At 34.6% G+C, this 17,192-nt stretch carries 19 protein-coding genes; 4 read left to right on the top strand and 15 right to left on the bottom strand.

What is annotated here, in order from left to right:
• Positions 1–11 precede the first annotated feature (11 nt).
• Positions 12–413 carry a hypothetical protein gene (locus ACMAZI_RS05380; RefSeq protein WP_412473604.1) on the bottom strand — a complete coding sequence of 134 codons (402 nt, stop codon included), beginning with the start codon at positions 411–413 and terminating at the stop codon, positions 12–14.
• Between the two features lie 221 nt (positions 414–634).
• Between ACMAZI_RS05380 and ACMAZI_RS05375 the strand changes: the two genes are divergently transcribed.
• Positions 635–1,684: an NAD(P)-dependent alcohol dehydrogenase gene (locus ACMAZI_RS05375; RefSeq protein WP_334678210.1), complete on the top strand. Its 1,050-nt coding sequence runs from the start codon at positions 635–637 to the stop codon at positions 1,682–1,684.
• Between the two features lie 37 nt (positions 1,685–1,721).
• Here ACMAZI_RS05375 and ACMAZI_RS05370 read toward each other — a convergent pair whose 3' ends face one another.
• On the bottom strand, positions 1,722–2,180 hold the full coding sequence (locus ACMAZI_RS05370) for a hypothetical protein (protein WP_412473605.1): 459 nt from the start codon (positions 2,178–2,180) through the stop codon (positions 1,722–1,724).
• Between the two features lie 118 nt (positions 2,181–2,298).
• A complete protein-coding gene (locus ACMAZI_RS05365; RefSeq protein WP_412473606.1) occupies positions 2,299–3,669 on the bottom strand; it encodes a sensor histidine kinase in 1,371 nt (456 codons plus the stop codon).
• A gap of 135 nt (positions 3,670–3,804) precedes the next feature.
• Between ACMAZI_RS05365 and ACMAZI_RS05360 the strand changes: the two genes are divergently transcribed.
• A complete protein-coding gene (locus ACMAZI_RS05360; protein WP_412473607.1) occupies positions 3,805–4,605 on the top strand; it encodes a hypothetical protein in 801 nt (266 codons plus the stop codon).
• Here the strand turns inward: ACMAZI_RS05360 and ACMAZI_RS05355 are convergent.
• The 9 genes from ACMAZI_RS05355 to ACMAZI_RS05315 form a co-directional block, all read right to left on the bottom strand.
• Positions 4,602–5,522, bottom strand: coding sequence for a glutaminase (locus tag ACMAZI_RS05355; RefSeq protein WP_120405187.1), 921 nt, complete (start codon positions 5,520–5,522; stop codon positions 4,602–4,604). The two genes, ACMAZI_RS05360 and ACMAZI_RS05355, sit on opposite strands and share 4 nt — an antisense overlap.
• A gap of 232 nt (positions 5,523–5,754) precedes the next feature.
• Positions 5,755–6,384, bottom strand: coding sequence for a metallophosphatase domain-containing protein (locus tag ACMAZI_RS05350; RefSeq protein ID WP_412473608.1), 630 nt, complete (start codon positions 6,382–6,384; stop codon positions 5,755–5,757).
• 16 nt (positions 6,385–6,400) lie between these two features.
• On the bottom strand, positions 6,401–7,009 hold the full coding sequence (locus tag ACMAZI_RS05345) for a hypothetical protein (protein WP_120405188.1): 609 nt from the start codon (positions 7,007–7,009) through the stop codon (positions 6,401–6,403).
• 115 nt (positions 7,010–7,124) lie between these two features.
• Positions 7,125–7,883, bottom strand: coding sequence for a hypothetical protein (locus ACMAZI_RS05340; RefSeq protein ID WP_412473609.1), 759 nt, complete (start codon positions 7,881–7,883; stop codon positions 7,125–7,127).
• Positions 7,884–8,173: 290 nt separating this feature from the next.
• Complete coding sequence (locus ACMAZI_RS05335; RefSeq protein ID WP_412473610.1) at positions 8,174–8,443, bottom strand: hypothetical protein; 270 nt, start codon at positions 8,441–8,443, stop codon at positions 8,174–8,176.
• Between the two features lie 42 nt (positions 8,444–8,485).
• Positions 8,486–8,791, bottom strand: a complete 306-nt coding sequence (locus ACMAZI_RS05330; protein WP_412473611.1) for a hypothetical protein — start codon at positions 8,789–8,791, stop codon at positions 8,486–8,488.
• A 131-nt stretch (positions 8,792–8,922) separates the two neighbouring features.
• Positions 8,923–9,891, bottom strand: a complete 969-nt coding sequence (locus ACMAZI_RS05325) for a calcium/sodium antiporter (RefSeq protein ID WP_412473612.1) — start codon at positions 9,889–9,891, stop codon at positions 8,923–8,925.
• Between the two features lie 100 nt (positions 9,892–9,991).
• Positions 9,992–10,495 carry a hypothetical protein gene (locus tag ACMAZI_RS05320; RefSeq protein WP_412473613.1) on the bottom strand — a complete coding sequence of 168 codons (504 nt, stop codon included), beginning with the start codon at positions 10,493–10,495 and terminating at the stop codon, positions 9,992–9,994.
• Positions 10,496–10,628: 133 nt separating this feature from the next.
• Positions 10,629–11,414 (bottom strand): hypothetical protein, encoded by a 786-nt coding sequence (locus tag ACMAZI_RS05315; RefSeq protein WP_412473614.1) that lies wholly within the window; start codon positions 11,412–11,414, stop codon positions 10,629–10,631.
• A 131-nt stretch (positions 11,415–11,545) separates the two neighbouring features.
• Between ACMAZI_RS05315 and ACMAZI_RS05310 the strand changes: the two genes are divergently transcribed.
• The gene (locus tag ACMAZI_RS05310; RefSeq protein ID WP_412473615.1) at positions 11,546–12,511 is read left to right on the top strand and encodes a tRNA-dihydrouridine synthase family protein; all 966 of its coding nucleotides are present in this window, start codon (positions 11,546–11,548) and stop codon (positions 12,509–12,511) included.
• 235 nt (positions 12,512–12,746) lie between these two features.
• The gene (locus tag ACMAZI_RS05305) at positions 12,747–13,547 is read left to right on the top strand and encodes a DNA helicase (RefSeq protein WP_412473616.1); all 801 of its coding nucleotides are present in this window, start codon (positions 12,747–12,749) and stop codon (positions 13,545–13,547) included.
• Between the two features lie 65 nt (positions 13,548–13,612).
• On the opposite strand, the gene ACMAZI_RS05300 is transcribed toward ACMAZI_RS05305, so the two are convergent.
• The 3 genes from ACMAZI_RS05300 to ACMAZI_RS05290 form a co-directional block, all read right to left on the bottom strand.
• Positions 13,613–15,070 carry a tetratricopeptide repeat protein gene (locus tag ACMAZI_RS05300; protein ID WP_412473617.1) on the bottom strand — a complete coding sequence of 486 codons (1,458 nt, stop codon included), beginning with the start codon at positions 15,068–15,070 and terminating at the stop codon, positions 13,613–13,615.
• An 81-nt stretch (positions 15,071–15,151) separates the two neighbouring features.
• Positions 15,152–16,591: a tetratricopeptide repeat protein gene (locus ACMAZI_RS05295; protein ID WP_412473618.1), complete on the bottom strand. Its 1,440-nt coding sequence runs from the start codon at positions 16,589–16,591 to the stop codon at positions 15,152–15,154.
• A gap of 18 nt (positions 16,592–16,609) precedes the next feature.
• Entirely contained in the window at positions 16,610–17,119 is a 510-nt protein-coding gene (locus ACMAZI_RS05290; RefSeq protein ID WP_412473619.1) for a hypothetical protein, read from the bottom strand.
• Between the last annotated feature and the right edge of the window lie 73 nt (positions 17,120–17,192).

The raw sequence follows: 17,192 nt of genomic DNA, 5'->3' as shown, positions 1-17,192 counted from the left end.
GAGATTGCAAATTACTCACTATAGACGTTGTGCTTTATGTCAGCATTGTACTTACCACTATTTAAATTAATAAGAACAAAGACCGAATCCACACCATACCCACTGTGATACTCAGACTGAATACTAATATTATACGCGGCACAATCTTTGGCCTCTAAGCAGCTTCTAATTTCCTGAATCTCAGACTTATCAAGGTCGTGCTCAAATACACGATCTAAATATGAACTAAAAGAACTCTGTGATAACTTAGAGAAGTTTGAACTAACATTTTGATATCCCGCTCTCCAAAGATACTTTCTTTCAACTTTTGCAATAAAAGAAACAATCTCTTCTTGCGCTGCCTGATCAAGAGCAGCCGAAGCAAAAACGAAGCTATTTAGCGCAATGGCCAATAATAAAAATACATTTTTCATAATTAACTCCTATTTTGTTAACCTTTTTGTTAACTACATTGAATTTTTATCAAGCAAAGACCGTTCTGAATATTAGAATAAAGACATGAGTCCTATACAATTATTATTAATCGCTATTATTTACCAAAAGTTAACAAAGCTTTAACGAGTACCCTATTTATTCAAATCAATAGATGCGTAATAATGTCATTCATATAAACCCATAAACAATTGGAGTAACAATGAAAACAGTAGGATACGCAGCACATTCACCAACATCCGGATTAGAACCTTATGAGTTTTCAAGAAGAGAACTAAGAGGAAACGATGTTGCCATTGAAATACTTTATAGTGGAATATGTCACTCTGACCTTCACACAGTACATGGAGACTGGGGAGAGCAACCCTACCCTCTTATTCCAGGACATGAAATTATTGGGAAAGTCATAGATGTAGGCCCAGAAGTAAAAAAATATAAAGTAGGCGATAGCGTCGGTGTCGGTTGCATGGTTGATAGTTGCCAAACTTGTGACCAATGCCATAATCATGAAGAACAATATTGTCGTGAAGGTATGACTGCAACATATGGCTCAGAAGATCGTATAACAGGAGAAATCACACAAGGTGGTTACTCAAAGCATATTGTTGCACGTGAAGAATTTGTTCTTAAAATCTCAGATAAACTTGATATCTCAAAAGCTGCACCAATTTTATGTGCAGGTATTACAACATACTCGCCTTTAAAAACATGGAATGTAAAAAAAGGAACTAGAGTTGGTGTAATTGGTCTTGGAGGCCTTGGGCACATGGCCGTAAAACTTGCATCAGCAATGGGTGCAGAAGTTACAGTTATTAGTCGATCTACAGATAAAGAAAAAGAAGCAAAGGCAATAGGTGCAAAAGCAATCCTATCATCTCGAGATGAAAGTGCACTCGAAGCAGCTGCTTCTTCTTTTGACTTAATTATCGATACAGTTCCTGTAAAACACGATTTTGATACATACACACCTCTACTTGATATCGATGGTACTCATGTGATCGTAGGTCAGGTAGGTGAAATGGATGAGCCCGTTACTGCGCCACTTATAATGGGAAGACGTCGTATTGCCGGTTCATTAATCGGTGGGATTAAAGAAACACAAGAGGTTTTGGATTTCTGTGCTGAACACAATATTCATCCAGATTGTGAGGTTATAAAGCCAGAGCAAATAAATGAAGCGTGGGATAAACTACAAAAAGAAAATCCATCTCATCGATATGTCATCGACATGACAAATTTAAAAGTATCGTAAAATAAAAAAAGGGCCATTAATTGGCCCTTTTCTATATTTAATTTCTTTCACAAGAATAAAGAGAGAATTCTCCAGACCCATCAGAGCCATACATTTCAGTGATGAAGATTTCACCTTCATTTGAACGACGATACTGATATGTTGCTCCATTAAAGTCGCAGTCTTCACAAGTATCAACATAGAAGCCTAATCCACTTTGATTCCATTCATCATTTCTAATCGTTGTTGTACGAGCACCAGGAGTTACATATGTCCACTCTTCTCCAATATCATCATTATCTTCATGATTTTGGTTCATTGTTCCATCAATTACAACTTCTGTTCCTACAATGTCTTTTAGAGAATAAGGAAGTCCACGAGAATCATCAATTGCTTTAAACTCAACACTCATATTTGTATAGACACCTTCACCATATACAAGCTCACAATTTAAACTAGCTGCTGAAAACGTGTAAGTTGATAATAATACAGACATTACTGCAATAACTGACTTCATAGAGATCTCCTTAAGGTATTTGTTTTAAATCTAAATACTTATAAAAAGGAGTCTTTGAAAAGATAAAATAAGAAATGTGTAAAAAAGAAAATAAATAAGAAGTTATTACTTACTGAAATTACTTACTTTGAAGAGTTTTTGAAATCGTAACCTTAGTTCCATTACCTAATGAAGATTCGAATTTAACATTAAAATCCAATTCACGGCATACTTTTCTAATAATAAATAAACCTAGGCCACGTCCTGTTTCACCATGTGTTCCTATTGTGCTTTGAAATAGCTTTTCAGAATTGTGGTTAATATCATTAACGAGACTTCTTTCTATGCCTACTCCACTGTCTTCACATGAAATCTTTAATATATCTTTTTCCACAGAAGCACTAATTTTAATTTCAGAATTTGCTTTTGAGAATTTAATCGCATTTTGAAGAATATTACCTAAAACACTCGCCTTCAGTGCTTCTTTATTTGTTCTAAAATGATAATTATCTTCACACTCTAGATTGAAAGAAATATTTACATCTTTGTTATTGGCCTGATCTTGATATTCAAAGACTAATTCTTCAAGCAAGTTCTTTAGCGAAACATCAGCTAACATAAATGAACTTGAATGATCGTCTATTACGTTGCGGGTATTTTCGATGATGGCCTTAACTGACTTATAGTATATATCAAGTTTCTGATTGGCCTTTTCGATATCATTTCGCTTCATCAACCTTTTTACATGCTCTATAATCTGCATCTTATTAGCAATATCATGACTAATGATACGATTTGCTAAGAGAACATCCTTATGTGCCTCACTTATCTTCTTTTCTGCCAGCTCTAATTCGATATTCTTTTTTTCAAGTTCATTACTATGTTGAAGATTATCAAAGATAAGCGTTTGGTAATACTTATCAAGTTTAAAGATCCTTAAGATAAAAAATTGAAAAGAAGTATAAAAAGATGGTGAGCTCATTTTCTCATCAATATGATAGATTAGAATATTTCCGTTTTGACTTGTCTTCACATCCCAAGTTAGCGAGTTTGAAATAAGTCTTGGAAGTGCTAGAAATACATCTCGATACATATCAACAAAAACAGGAAAAATATCGTCCTCACTATTGAAAGCTAATTTGATATCAAAAGTTGTTCTACCTTTTTTAATAAGCTCAATACTAACAGCATTAGTATAAAATGTTTTAAAGGAATATTTTAAAATGAAATCGCCAACAAAACGAAAGCTAATCATACGTGAGAGAATATCAAGTACATGCTTAACAAACTTATTTGTTAAACCATGCCGAGTCATCCCTTCGTAGAATTTGTCATATTTATCATTGAGTGATTCTGTAATTACTTTGTAGTCATCCCAACTCATATATTTCTTTTCATCACTCATGACTGAGTAGTCATAGCCTAAGTTCTCAAAGAATGACTTTGGATCATCGTTATTTTCAATAATGTAGTTTATATATGCATGGACTGCTTTATTACTAACGTTCAAATTCCCCTCACTCAGTAATTATAGAGACATATGGCATTCTTTTGCAAAAAAGATCAATTTATAATCTTTCTTAACCTCATTTTAATAGAAATATCTCAGTAAAAATTGTAGAAAATGATGATTAAGGAGAACATAATGAATAGCATCATAAAAATAGTCTTAGTAATGACTCTGGGTCTTGCCTCTTTAGCAAGTACAAAAATTGAAAAAATGGAAGAGCTAGTTGGTAAATATGCTCACTATGATGTTGTATCCTATATTGGTGAATTATTCGGCCCAATTAAATTAAAGAATCGTATTATTAGTTTTGGAATCACAGAGTATTATCTTGAAGATGGAAAACTTATGTCTAAAGATCAATTCTGTTTTTCAGAATATAAAGCAAACCTCCCATTCCAAGCAAAGACTTCAGATGAATTCACAAGAGCAATAGAGCCAAAAGTTGTAGAGATGGAAATCATGCAAACAAATGGAGAACTGCTTATTCATCGCCCTGAAACTCCAACCCTTTTAGGATTTGACCTAAATGATTATCGAGAAGACTTTCCATCCGACCCTAATGATTCTCGCTTTACAGATGATGATGAAGACGGCAAGCCTGGAGTTACAGTCAACTTAACATTTAAACCATTAGTCGATGAAGAGTTATATATCGCTAGAAAAGAGATTTTTTCATACGATATGAAGAAAATGAAAAATGGAATTTTAGCTGGATTTGTAAGAGACCGTTCTCAGCAATATATTATTGGTGCTTCTAAGGATGATCTTGTTACAGAGAGCAACCCTATTCAAAATCCAGACCTTTCAAAAAGTCCAATATACTTAATTCCTTTAAAAGAAGACCTCGACTGTGATCAACTTAAAGAAAAAAGAGATCAGTATTTCCCAAAGAGAGACCGATCTCATAAGGGCTTCTATCGTTGGTATGAGAACTAGTAAATTGATTGTTCAGAATATGTTGTAAAGAGCTCTAAGGCCTTAATACCGGCAAGAGAGTTGCCTGTTTTATCAAGACATGGAGACCATGTTGAAATGGACATCTCATTTGGAATTACACCAACAATTCCACCACCGACTCCTGACTTAGCAGGTATACCAACTCGGTAAGCGAAATCACCGACTGAATTATAAAGGCCACAAGTCATCATTATGGCATTCATGCGCTTATTCTGGCTCTTTGTTAAGATTCTCTTTCCATTCCACGGATTCTCTCCATTTGAGCTAAAAAGTCTAAATGATCTTGCAAGATCAACACAAGACATTTCAATTGAGCATATAGAAGTATAGGCTTCGATTACTGTAGAGACATCATTACGAATATTACCAAAGCTTTTCATAAAATAAGTAAGAGCATAATTTCGATTAGCACATTCGAGCTCAGAGTCTCTAACTTTTTCATTAATATAAATATCTTCATTTCCGCTTAATTCACGCACAAATTTTAAGACTTCATTTATAGGATCTTCGTAGAGATCAAGAAGAATATCTACCACAACAATTGCACCAGCATTGATAAATGGATTACGAGGAATACCTTCTTCATTTTCTAATAACACGAGAGAATCAAATCTAGTTCCTGAAGGCTCTCGGCCAACACGTTCCCACAACTTTCCATCAAGCTTTGAGTAGGCCAAGACAAGAGTAAATACTTTTGAAATAGATTGAATTGAAAAAGACTTTTGAGAATTTCCAATTATATACTCATGTCCACTATTGGTACAAACAGACATTCCAAATTGGTTAGGATCAACTTTACCAAGTTCAGGTATATAGTCGGCAACCTTACCTCTTGTGATTAGAGGAGATATTTCTGAATAAATTCTTTCAAGGATTTGTGTGTATTTTTCTTCCATAGCGCATTCAAATTGAAATGGCCTGCTTAGTCAATTCCAGGGTAAAAACTATATACTATTAAGTAAAAATTAAGCTTAAATTAAAATTATGAATTTGTTTTGGTGCTAAGATATCTTTAGTGCAAGTTCTTGTTGGAGAATGATCACTCTGCGTACAGTACTCCGTTGCGTGTGCGGCTTAACAAAAAGGCCCTCTCTTTTATGACAGGGCCTTTTTATTTTCTAAGTGTTTCTAAATCTCTACGATAATTGGTTTATTCTGATAGATGTATTTCTCATCGAGGCTACAAGCATTGATAAACTTAATCCCATCTTGCTCCAAGACTCCATACTCTTCATGAATGTGCCCAAAGGCATGAATCTTTGGTTTAATTTCTAAGATCTTCTCTAAGAGAATATGACAGCCATCACGCTCACCATTGTAGCAAAGGTCCATAATATTGGCCGGTGGGCCATGAGTTAGAATGATATCCACATCATTTGGAATGAGCTCCCAATGTTTTTGTATTTCTTTTCCACGCTCTCTCATAAAGGCCCAATTATGATACATAGGAGTTATGGGAGAGCCCCATATTTTTAGGCCATCAAGCTCCACTAAAGAATCATTTAAATAAATAATACCATGCTCTTTTAGAATATTTTCTGCTTCTATTTTTCTATCATCTTCAAAAGAAAAATCGTGATTACCAGCAATGACAACTTTATATTTGAAGTCTTGCATTCCGACAAAGCGAGCAAAACTTTTAACATCATCAAGACTTCCCTTTCTTGTGAAATCTCCACAATGAAAAAGAATATCCCCACTTTCTAATGGAACTTTGTCATGCTGATTATGAGTATCTGAAAAAAATACGAGTTTCATAAGGTTGAAGTTTCAACTATTGTGAAAGAGCTTTCCCCGTTTTTGGATCAACCTGAACCTCATCGACAACGTGGCCTTTTTCGTAAAAATAGCGAAGAACACCTGTCTCTTTTGTAGAAGGTCGAAAAACACGCCCATCACCTGTTGTACATGCAGATTGAGTTGCATTTGGCTCACAGAATACTTCGTGTTTGATTGAAGCAGTCATATTACCAAATTCACTTTGAACTTCACTACACTTATCATCTTTTGCTGGAACAAGACTTCCATCTTCATATCGAAAGTTACACTTATTTGAAAAGTCGACTCCATTAATTGATTGTGTGACGCTATTTACTTTTCCTTCGTTATTATAAGTAAAACGAGTTTTAATCTTGCCAACATTCTGCTCTAGAAGATAGTCACCACTTCTCCAGTTAGCAATTCGAAATTTATAATCAGGATGTACCTTGCCAGAGTCAGCAACACAGCTAAACGTGGTTGTCTTATTTGTACTATTTATTTCAGTCAATTTATAGAGGTAGCCACTAGGACATTTTTGTGAATTCTTATGATGATCCACTTCGTTTCTGGCCATGGCCGTCGTTGCACTTATTAGAAGGATAAATATACTGATTCTTTTCATAAGCAACTTATCGGTTAAATTAACAAAATACCTTAGTAAAAAACTCACACTTTTAAAGTGTTGTTATTACAAGGTTTATGAGGTTTAAAAGAGTACTTATTTCAATAATTGTCATCTACTGGCTTTCAGAGCGAAAGGAATCTCTTCCAATTTCTCTTCTTGTAATTCCTGAGTCCTCTATACTTTTTCCCACATGTCTTGAAATATCTGCCAAATCACTATCAACACGTTGATATTCAAAACCGTGACAATTTACATTACGTACACCAACTGCAAACTCAGAACACTCGGTATTGGAAGACTGAGCTTCTCGACTCTTCTTCTGTTCATCTAAATAGAATTTCGCAAATTTTGCACATTCATCTGGAGAAGTATCGTCCATATTTAGACAACGATCGTAAGCTTTCATTCCATCTTCACCTAACTCTTCATGAACTTGGGCCTTAAGTGCAAACTTATGAGAAATATCCTTACAATACTTATTATTATTTGAAGACTTCAAGCAACGATCCATTCTGAAGTCAAATGCTTCACAAGCATAGTCCGTTGAGTAAGAACACTTACCTTTTCTTGGAAGTGGCCTAGGCTTGCTTGAGACTTCGTTATTAGAAGTAGAAGAAGGAATTTCTGCTCCACACTTTATTTCACCTTCAACGATACTTCCTTCAACTCGTCCATCATTATTTCGTCCACATTTTGATTCAACTAAGTTAACTCGATACTCTAATTGACACCTACTACGATCAATAGAATTGGTCTTAGACTGGCAAGCATGTTGAATCTCTCTGGCCATTTTTATTTGTGCATCAGAGATAGCTTGAACATTTAGCGATTGAAATAGAAAGAAGGCTATGCAAATTAAAAATCGTTTCATAATGTCCCCAATTAAACGCCATTATATAAAGGCTCATCATCATGCATTTTCACCACAATTTTTATTCTAACACTCTCTATCGGTTTTTTATTTAGAAAACATTAAGTATTTAAAATTACTGAGATTCAATAAGACAATAAGACTTATCATACGGGACTATAAATATTTATATGCCAAGTTTTTGGTGGTCTCTATTAATTTCTAAAGGATACTGTTGTAACATTTTGAATTTATTAAATTGTGGAAAAAACATGGAAGTGCAGCTAGATATACTGCACTCCTTAAGAAATTTATTTTATTAGACTTATAGTCTTGAACCAATTGTCTTTACATTCAAGTAGATTATCATCCTTCAGAATACACTGAGTTGGACGCTCTTCTCCGTAGGCTCCTACGTAGAAATCAACAATAGTATATGATCCAAGTTTTGAGACCTTCGCGATTTCAACATATCCATCAAAGCGTAATGCTGACTCAAGGATCTCAACTAGTTTCACTTCAGATGTTGCTAAAGACATACTTGAAGTAAGTAAACAAATCGCCATAATAATTTTTTTCATAATATTCTCTCTTTTAAAGTTTATTAAACAATGTAATTAGGCTTATTTACAAACCTCGACTTGCTCTGAAAGAGCACTTTTTGCTTCAGCTAATTCTAATTTTGTAATCATTCCGAAATCAAAAAGTCTTTGCTTCATTTCTACAATATCCTTTTTAAGGCCAATTTTTGTTCCACAAAGTTGATTCGAGTTAGTCATTTGTGCCAGATTACAATTGATGGCCTCGGCTAGATCATTTGTACTCTTTAATCCATATTCCACAGACTTTATAGTCAGGTCAACACTTTCGCATTCTGCATGAGCCGAAATTGAGAATAATAAAAACAAGATAATAGAAATATTTTTCATAATAAATCTCCCTATTGATTAATTATTTATAAGTTTAGAATAGCTATTGATAGCAGGATCTCAAGACGAAGTACTTAAACATTATGAGATGTGTAGAATTTATAAGGTTTCGTATAAACAAATGATCATACTTACTTCGCTACAGTAGTAATCAAATAAACAGTATAAACGATGTATGAAGTCAAAAGCATGCCTCCCTCAACTCTACTGATCTTACCTTGTTTCTTAAATCCAAATCCAAATAAAAATAAGGACAAGGTAAGAATAGACATAACACCTATATCACGAAAAAAGATTTCTTTTTCAATTATTATAGGATGAATTACTCCTGAAATTCCCACAACAGCAAGGGTATTAAATAGGTTTGATCCGAGAACATTTCCAAGAGCAATGTCAGACTCACCCTTTCTAGCCGCTATAATAGAAGATGCAAGTTCAGGAAGAGAAGTCCCAACTGCAACAACTGTTAGGCCTACAATAATATCTGATACTCCTAAACCTTGTGCAATTCCGACTGCTCCATAGACTAAAAGTCGTGAACTTAAAATTAGAAATATAAGACCACCAACGAGCATTAAGTAAGACTTCTTTATTGGGATATCGGTATTACTTAATTCAATTTCCATCTCCTTGGCCAAAGCATCCTTTTTATTTCTTAAGCCTTCTCTTATCGTCCATCCTATTATTCCTATAAATATAATGAGTAATATTACCGCATCAAATCTCGATAGATTTAAATCTATTAGTACCCCAATACTTACGACAGTTATAAAGAGAAGTATCGGTAACTCTTTTTTTAATACTTGTGAATTCACTGAAATTGGAACAATAAGAGATGTAAGCCCAAGTATTAAAGCAATATTTGCAATATTTGAACCATAAGCATTACCAATGGCGATTCCAGGATTCCCTTGAATTGATGAAAGAGCTGAAACAACCATCTCTGGGGCAGAAGTTCCAAAGCCAATTATCACCATACCAATAAGGAGTGGAGACATTCCATAATATCTTGCGACACTTGATGCACCTTCTACAAACTTATCAGCACTTAAAACAAGAAATATAAGACCAACGATAACAGCAATAATAAAAGTTAACACTTAAACCTCTTTAAAATAAAAGCTCCAAAACTAGTACATATAATTTTGCATGATAAGCATCTATTTGTCTGCATAAAGTGATCTAAGGGCAATATCTTTGTTAAAATAAGTAACCCAATGATAAGACACCTGTGACTTCTTCTCTTTCAAAAGTACTAGCATCAAAATTAAACCCAGCTCCGTATTCAAAATTTATGCGTTCATAAAATACCCACTGGTAACCAAAAACTAGGCCAATGTACTTATCTTCTTCGACTTCTGTTCTCTCAATCCAACCACCATTTATAAAGTCAGGATCATCATATCGAGAGATTTCACGACTTAAAGTATATTTTCCTTCAACAAACCATGAATCATTCCATCCCTCATTTCCAAAGAAGTTGCGATAGCCAAAAACATATTCTGAATCACTGGAGTCAGTTGCCTGTAAAGATCGAAAGAATACGGCATGTGTATCTTCTATAATTCTCAATGCTTCTATGTAGTAGATAAATCCATCTTCATAAGTTTTACTTAAAGGTCCAAGCGAAAAACGATTCTTATAGTCGTTAGCAAAAGCAGTTGATGATAAAATTAGAATTAAAATTAGAAGTGATTTAAACACAAAATGCCTTTTAGTATATCCATATACTGAAATGATTGTCTAAGTATCTGAAATATCGGCTATTTCGAACAAGTTCTTAAAGTAAAAAAGAAGATAATGAATTTCTAAAACTACGCTGACTTAAGTATTGAAATTACATAAAGAGCTGTTTCAAAGTTTTCTTTAGAATGTCCTGGCTCCATGTTTTAAAGTCTGGCCATTGCGGTTGCCAATTTAATGTCTTACGAGTCCATTCATTATTACACATCTTACTATTAGAGTTCTGACTAGAATATTCAACACCATTTGCCTGTTCACCTAAAACGATTTTTGCAAATTCACTCTTCGTCATAGGACTTCCGTCACATCCTAGGTATCTTGTACCTTTCGATCCACTTTCAAGGGCCTTTACTGATAGCTCAGCGGCATCTTGGGTGTGGATTAAGTTAAGTAGTGAGTCTTTTGATGAGCTAAGTTTCATCTTATTTTTTAAATACAGATGAGGGCCTCTGTGTTTGTCATAGAGTCCGGCCAATCTTAAAACACAACCACCTTTATCAATAACCATCTCTTCAACTGAAAATAAGCGATGCTCAGGATTTGCCTTTGAGTTTTCATTTACAACTCCTCCATTACTTTCCAAATAAATAGAAGTCGAAGAAATAAATAGAAAATTACCAGACTCATCCCAACACTTAAAAGCTTCCTCTACGAGCTCAGAGTAGTTATCTTTTGGAGGTATTGAAAATAAAATATTTGAAACTTTCGGAAGCTTTTCGCCATAACAAAGAGGAGTGATTTCTTTTGAGCTAAGCTGCGAATGTTTTCTAGTTGTATTAGTGACACCAAATACTTCTTCACTAGGAAATCTCTCTTTCCAAAGAGTTGCAACTTTCTCTCCGAGATTGCCAGCGCCAAATACCAATAAATTATTTTTCATAGAGTCACCTAAGTAAATGAAACAAAATTCTCTGCTTCATTATGCCTTTTCCTTGAGCTTGCGTAAAGAAAAGCACCTAGTCCCCTAATTCTTCTATACCAAAGGCATAAATTTAGTGTAGAAAATGAACTATGAGTTTTAATGATCACCTGGTTCTCGCCCCGATTCGTGGTGTAACCAACTACGTTTATCGCAATGCCTTGGAGCAGACATTTTCTGGCGCTGATAGTGCCATCGCTCCCTATATTGTGACAAAACATACAAATGAACTCAATAAGCGCCAACTTCACGATGTTCTTCCAGAGAAGAACCTTCTTCCGACCACGGCCCAAATTCTCACAAAAGAAGTTGATCAATTCTTATATGTGGCCAATATCTATAAAGACTTTGGTGTTAAGAAGGTTAATTTAAATATGGGCTGCCCTTATCCAATGGTGGCCAACAGGACCAAAGGCTCAGGGCTTCTTCTTCATCCAGATAAAGTGGAAAAGCTTTTAACAGGAATCAAAGAAAAGTGTCCCATCGAGTTTTCAGTTAAGATTCGCCTTGGACGTGAGGATGTCTCCGAGATCAAAGAGATCATTCCCATGATCAACAAATTAGAAATCAATGACTTCACAATTCATGCTCGCTACGGAAAACAAATTTATGTTGGTGGCGTGGATCTTGATGCCTTTGAAGAGTGCTTGCCTCTATTAAATACAACTCCCTGCTATAACGGAGATATCAATACAGTAGAAGATTTCAAGGCCTACAAAGCAAGATTTCCACAGATTAATCGCTGGATGGTAGGACGCGCAGGCCTTTCAAACCCGGCCCTTATGGCCCAGATCAAGGGGTCAAAATTTAATGAACAAACCTATCTGGCAAAGTTCATTGAAATGCATAAGCTTATGAGCGAAGAATACCTCTCAATGGACAATGCCAAATCAGACTACCTACAAAAAATGCGAGGTCATTGGCTCTACTTCAAAGATATCTTTGAGAATGAGCACAAAGTTTATAAGAAAGTTAAAAAGGCAAAATCCATCGAGCATTATAATGACGTTATTGAATGGATCTTTGAGCAGGATCTTAATCCCGACTTCTTAAATTAAAATAGAGTATCCCCAATATAAGTTTCTAAAATCTTTACGTTATAGTAATTCTTATGCTTTCACACTTGCTCAATCTCAACTTGCCCATTAACATAATAAGTAGGTTATTATTCTCGCCTCCCCCCTTCAAAGGGAAAGCACTAGAGTGCAGAATGAATCAAATTTCTACATCTAACCTTTAATAAGGCTAGGACATAAGAAGGGATTGTTTTTACGGCCAAGTTGGAGGTTTCAGATGAAATTATCATCACCTATTTTCGTTTTAAAAAGTCATGCAAAAAAGTTAAAGAAAAACCAAGGCATCACCATGTCCGAGGCCTTAGATCTTATCGCACGAGCTGAAGGCTTCTCTTCTTGGTCACTGCTAAAGTCCAAATCCCAAGAAGTTTTGCCACAAGAATACAGCGACATCTTAGGCTACTTAAATGACGGCGACCTCGTCCTCATTGGTTCAAGACCAGGTATGGGAAAGACAAGCTTTGCCCTTGGCTTATTCGTTCAGGCCATCAATGCCAATCACGCAAAGAGTTTCTACTTCACACTAGCGCACACTCACAAGGAGTACGCTGCCCGCATTGGAACTTACGATCAAACTATTGGTCATAATAACGAGCGCTTTGAACTTAACTATTCTGATGATATCAGTGCCGACTACATTATCAAGGCAACAAAGAACGAGGTAGCTCCTGGCTCACTTATCATAGTGGACTACTTACAGCTTCTCGATGAAAAACGCATCAATCCACCACTGCAAACTCAGGTAGAAAAACTCAAAACCTTCGCCAAAGAATCAGGCTGTATTATCATCTTCATCTCCCAAATCGTTCGCGATGTGGAAGACCGCATCGACAAACACCCGACAGTAGATGACATCCGTCTTCCTAATCCGCTGGACTTAAATCTAATGAATAAGATTATTCTGCTCTACCGAGAAAAGCGCGACTCTAAAATTGTGGATGTGACTTTTGCTGGAAAGACTGATCACCGATTTCAAGTTGGTTGGGATGGGTCCGAGGTTCGTTTTTTTGATCTGTAATTGAAGTGAAGCCAGGTGCTTTAAGTCTGCATACTGCTAAGAAAAGCACCTGGAGTTTTACTAGATTAGTTTATTGATGCTCCGGTTAGAGCACCTAAAACACCAAAACCGACCCACAACCACCAAGGTTTATCAGGATCATAGTGACATTTATTCTTAATATCTGATAAAGAAATTTTCTCATTGTTATCTAAGTTATCAATAAGGGAACACTTATAGGAGTTCTCACTCATTACACAAGCTTTGCGATAACTACTCACAGCTTCATCATAGTTACTTAATTCTGCAGAGCTCATGCATTTCAAAAAACATCCCTCAACATTTTGCAATGAACAAGACTTTGAAAATAGAATATTTGCTTCTTTCACTTTTTTAGATTTATGAAGATTCAATCCATATGCTAAGCAACCATTACTTGATCCGACTTCACATGATTTTTCAAGATAAGTATTTGCAGTATCGATATTATCATTTTTAGAATATTCATTTCCCACAATTAAACAACTAAGGCCATGCTTAAGATAACAGGATTTTTTAAAATACTTCATATATTCATTATAATCGTTATCTAATTGATAAAGTACATGACCTAACATTCGACAAGAACCACCATCGTTTCGCAAACAGCCACTGTAGTAATACTCCTTAGCTGAAAGATAATTCTTTTCATCAAAGTAATTATTTCCTAAGTAGTTACATCCATTTGCATCACCAAGAACACAGGCTCTGTTCATATAACTTATGGCAAGGCGAGTATTATCCATCTTCATCTGTTCCTGACCATAGTAGTAACAAGATTTACTATTTAACTGCTCACACATTCTCTTTTGCCCCTCAAGTATTTCTATTCTTGATTCTTGCTTCTTTCCTCTAGCGGCCATCATACAAGCGAGTTCTAGACTAGACCTTTCACACAATGCTTGAATCTTATTAAAGTATAGATCAGGGTTGGATTTATAGTGATAAGCGTAATCAAGATAGCAAAAATAAGGATCTTTATTTTGTTTGCATGTTTTTGAAATATAATCTTTAAACTTTTTATATTTTAATTCATCATCTCTTACATGTAGATAATAGATTGAGCAGGCGTGAGAATCTTCTTCATAACATTTCTGGCGAAAGAGTTTTACATCCCCTTCACTAGCTTTACGCTTCTCTAAACCATTAATAATTGAGCAAGAAATATAATCTTTATTCTTACATGAAAGATCATACACATCTCTGGCTTTAGACATCTGAGCATCATATGCATAGAAATTACCTAGGTAGAAGCAAGTATCTCTTCCCATCTTCTGACATAACTTTAGAGAGTATTCTTTAGCTTCTTCTTTTTTATCTTGAATAAAAAGGCCTCTCAAATAGATATTACAAGATCCGGGATCACCATTTTCACATTTAGACTTCTCTGAGGGCATTATTTGTTTTTGATATGAAGAAAATTCATCAACAATTTTTGTAATCTTATTACTTGCACATGACAAAATTATTACTAGAAATATAAAGCATTTAAATATTTTCATCATTCTACCTATATCGCATTAAGTTTATTCGATATGTCTTATCGTTGACCTTACGTAAAGAAAAAGCACCTGGAACATTATTTATCAAATATTCTTAGAGAAGTTTCTAATGTTTACTCTTACACGTCTCATGTTCTTGTATATCTTCTCATGTTCAATATCATCGTACTTAAGTGCATTTTTATAACTATTTAATGCAAGCTTTGAAAGTTTAATATCTTTTTCGATCCAAGACTTTTCATGATATGCACTACCTAGATAATAATATAAAGAGCTAGCGAAATCATCGTCCTCTTTTAAGTACTTAGAAGAGACAAGTAACCATTTCAAAGCAACATCGTAATCCTTAGTTTCTAACTTCCACATACTAATAAATGCAATACGTGTCCCGACATATGTTATCATGTGTGACTTTAATGTATTTCTTCGTTCTGAACTAATAGCGGATATAAAATATTTACGCGCTTCCTTAAAATCCTTGTTTTTAAAATAATACTCACCTATTAAGCTCTTAATCTTCCCGCTATTATCATCACTCTCCTCAGCTTCTTCTAATACATCAAGGATTAACTCATTATTCCCAAGATTACTTCTAATAACGACAGTGGCATATTCAACATTACTATCATTATAATAATTCAAACTTCTAAATTTATTTATGTATTCAATTGCAATATCTCTTTGACCATTTTCAAAATGACCTTTTGCTTTAATAAGATATAGGTCAGCGAGATGACTTTGTGCCACCCCATACTTTCGAATAGAAATTGCTTTTTCATAATACTTGATTGCTCTATCATATTCTTTCAATTTAAAGTATGCACCACCGAGATTTCCTAAATCCCAAGCAGAGTTAGGATGTAATTTTAAAATATGCTTCCTAATCCTTAGAACTTGCTTATGATTTTCTGGATAACTCAAAGCTAATTGATGAAGACATTTTCTTTTTTGATATTTATTTGAAACATTCTTTACACATACCTTATATGTAACTTGCGCAGTCTTGTATTTCCCCAAGCTATTATTATAATTCATCATGAGGATTGACTTCTTATAAAGAAAGTTTTGATCACTTTGATTGATATTTAAGGTATTAAATTTATTGATTGCAGCTTCCGCTCTTTTGAAATCTCTAGCTTCGATGTATAAATGTGCAAGATCGGACCATCCTTCCCATCTCATTTTTTGCTCACCAATGGCTTGACTCATTATTTTATAGCTTAAGATCATATTTTTGCGATAAAAACCAACTCCCTCATTAATATAACCTTTTCTAAGAGTAACCCATGCTTTCATAACTAATGCTTCATATGTATTCTCTTTTCTCTTTAGCAATAGTTCTGCATATGAATTTATAGTATTTAAATCAAGATCATCACCACTATATTCTTCTCTAAGCCTGCTCATTTCTTTTACAATTTCTTGAGAACTAAGACCTTCATTAATAGAATACTGACTAGAGCTACAACTTATGAATATGGATAAAAATATAAATAACGAAATAGTCCATCTTACATTCTTCATTCCGACTCCTATAAAGTACTAAAAAATAATCCCAAGTGAAAGAACACCAGTAAAACGCCTTTCGTAATTGTCTTTTAAATCATATTCATATCCGATACCAAAATCTAGGTTCATTCGATCAAAATAAACCCATTGATATCCAAATACTAAACGTGCAAATTCTGTTTTTGTGATCGTCGTATAACTTGTCTTTGAATAATACGGAAAAAGAGTTGTTGTAGTTGTATGTGATGCATCTCTCGCCCACTTATAACCTGTTTCAACAAACCATGAATCAACAATCGCCTTTTCAGATAAATAATAACGATAGCCAAAAGAATAATCAGCACCACTTGAATGAGATGCTTGATTCGTGCGTGCATACAAGGCGTGTTTTTCGCCGAAAACTCTTAAGTACTCTAAAGAGAAACTAACCCCAAAGACTTTTGAGTGACCAGGATTACCTAATGAAAAACGGTTCTTAAAGTCCTCTGCCTTAGTAACAAAGGATAACAAACAACAAAGCAATAAAACAAAACGAAACTTCAAATACTAGCCTTTTAAAATGTGATAAGTATCTGAAATATCGGAGATATTGAACTCGTTCTTAACAATATTTTTT

This window comes from Halobacteriovorax sp. YZS-3-1, assembly GCF_047084945.1.
GTDB lineage: Bacteria > Bdellovibrionota > Bacteriovoracia > Bacteriovoracales > Bacteriovoracaceae > Halobacteriovorax_A > Halobacteriovorax_A vibrionivorans.
Note: the sequence above shows the minus strand (reverse complement) of the source record. Positions and strands in the feature narration are given on the sequence as shown.

Bases quoted from the DNA above. Each gene is read 5' to 3' on its own strand.
- ACMAZI_RS05380 (WP_412473604.1), bottom strand. From the start codon at position 413: ATGAAAAATGTATTTTTATTATTGGCCATTGCGCTAAATAGCTTCGTT.
- ACMAZI_RS05375 (WP_334678210.1), top strand. From the start codon at position 635: ATGAAAACAGTAGGATACGCAGCACATTCACCAACATCCGGATTAGAA.
- ACMAZI_RS05370 (WP_412473605.1), bottom strand. From the start codon at position 2,180: ATGAAGTCAGTTATTGCAGTAATGTCTGTATTATTATCAACTTACACG.
- ACMAZI_RS05360 (WP_412473607.1), top strand. From the start codon at position 3,805: ATGAATAGCATCATAAAAATAGTCTTAGTAATGACTCTGGGTCTTGCC.
- ACMAZI_RS05355 (WP_120405187.1), bottom strand. From the start codon at position 5,522: ATGGAAGAAAAATACACACAAATCCTTGAAAGAATTTATTCAGAAATA.
- ACMAZI_RS05350 (WP_412473608.1), bottom strand. From the start codon at position 6,384: ATGAAACTCGTATTTTTTTCAGATACTCATAATCAGCATGACAAAGTT.
- ACMAZI_RS05345 (WP_120405188.1), bottom strand. From the start codon at position 7,009: ATGAAAAGAATCAGTATATTTATCCTTCTAATAAGTGCAACGACGGCC.
- ACMAZI_RS05340 (WP_412473609.1), bottom strand. From the start codon at position 7,883: ATGAAACGATTTTTAATTTGCATAGCCTTCTTTCTATTTCAATCGCTA.
- ACMAZI_RS05335 (WP_412473610.1), bottom strand. From the start codon at position 8,443: ATGAAAAAAATTATTATGGCGATTTGTTTACTTACTTCAAGTATGTCT.
- ACMAZI_RS05330 (WP_412473611.1), bottom strand. From the start codon at position 8,791: ATGAAAAATATTTCTATTATCTTGTTTTTATTATTCTCAATTTCGGCT.
- ACMAZI_RS05315 (WP_412473614.1), bottom strand. From the start codon at position 11,414: ATGAAAAATAATTTATTGGTATTTGGCGCTGGCAATCTCGGAGAGAAA.
- ACMAZI_RS05310 (WP_412473615.1), top strand. From the start codon at position 11,546: ATGAGTTTTAATGATCACCTGGTTCTCGCCCCGATTCGTGGTGTAACC.
- ACMAZI_RS05305 (WP_412473616.1), top strand. From the start codon at position 12,747: ATGAAATTATCATCACCTATTTTCGTTTTAAAAAGTCATGCAAAAAAG.
- ACMAZI_RS05300 (WP_412473617.1), bottom strand. From the start codon at position 15,070: ATGATGAAAATATTTAAATGCTTTATATTTCTAGTAATAATTTTGTCA.
- ACMAZI_RS05295 (WP_412473618.1), bottom strand. From the start codon at position 16,591: ATGAAGAATGTAAGATGGACTATTTCGTTATTTATATTTTTATCCATA.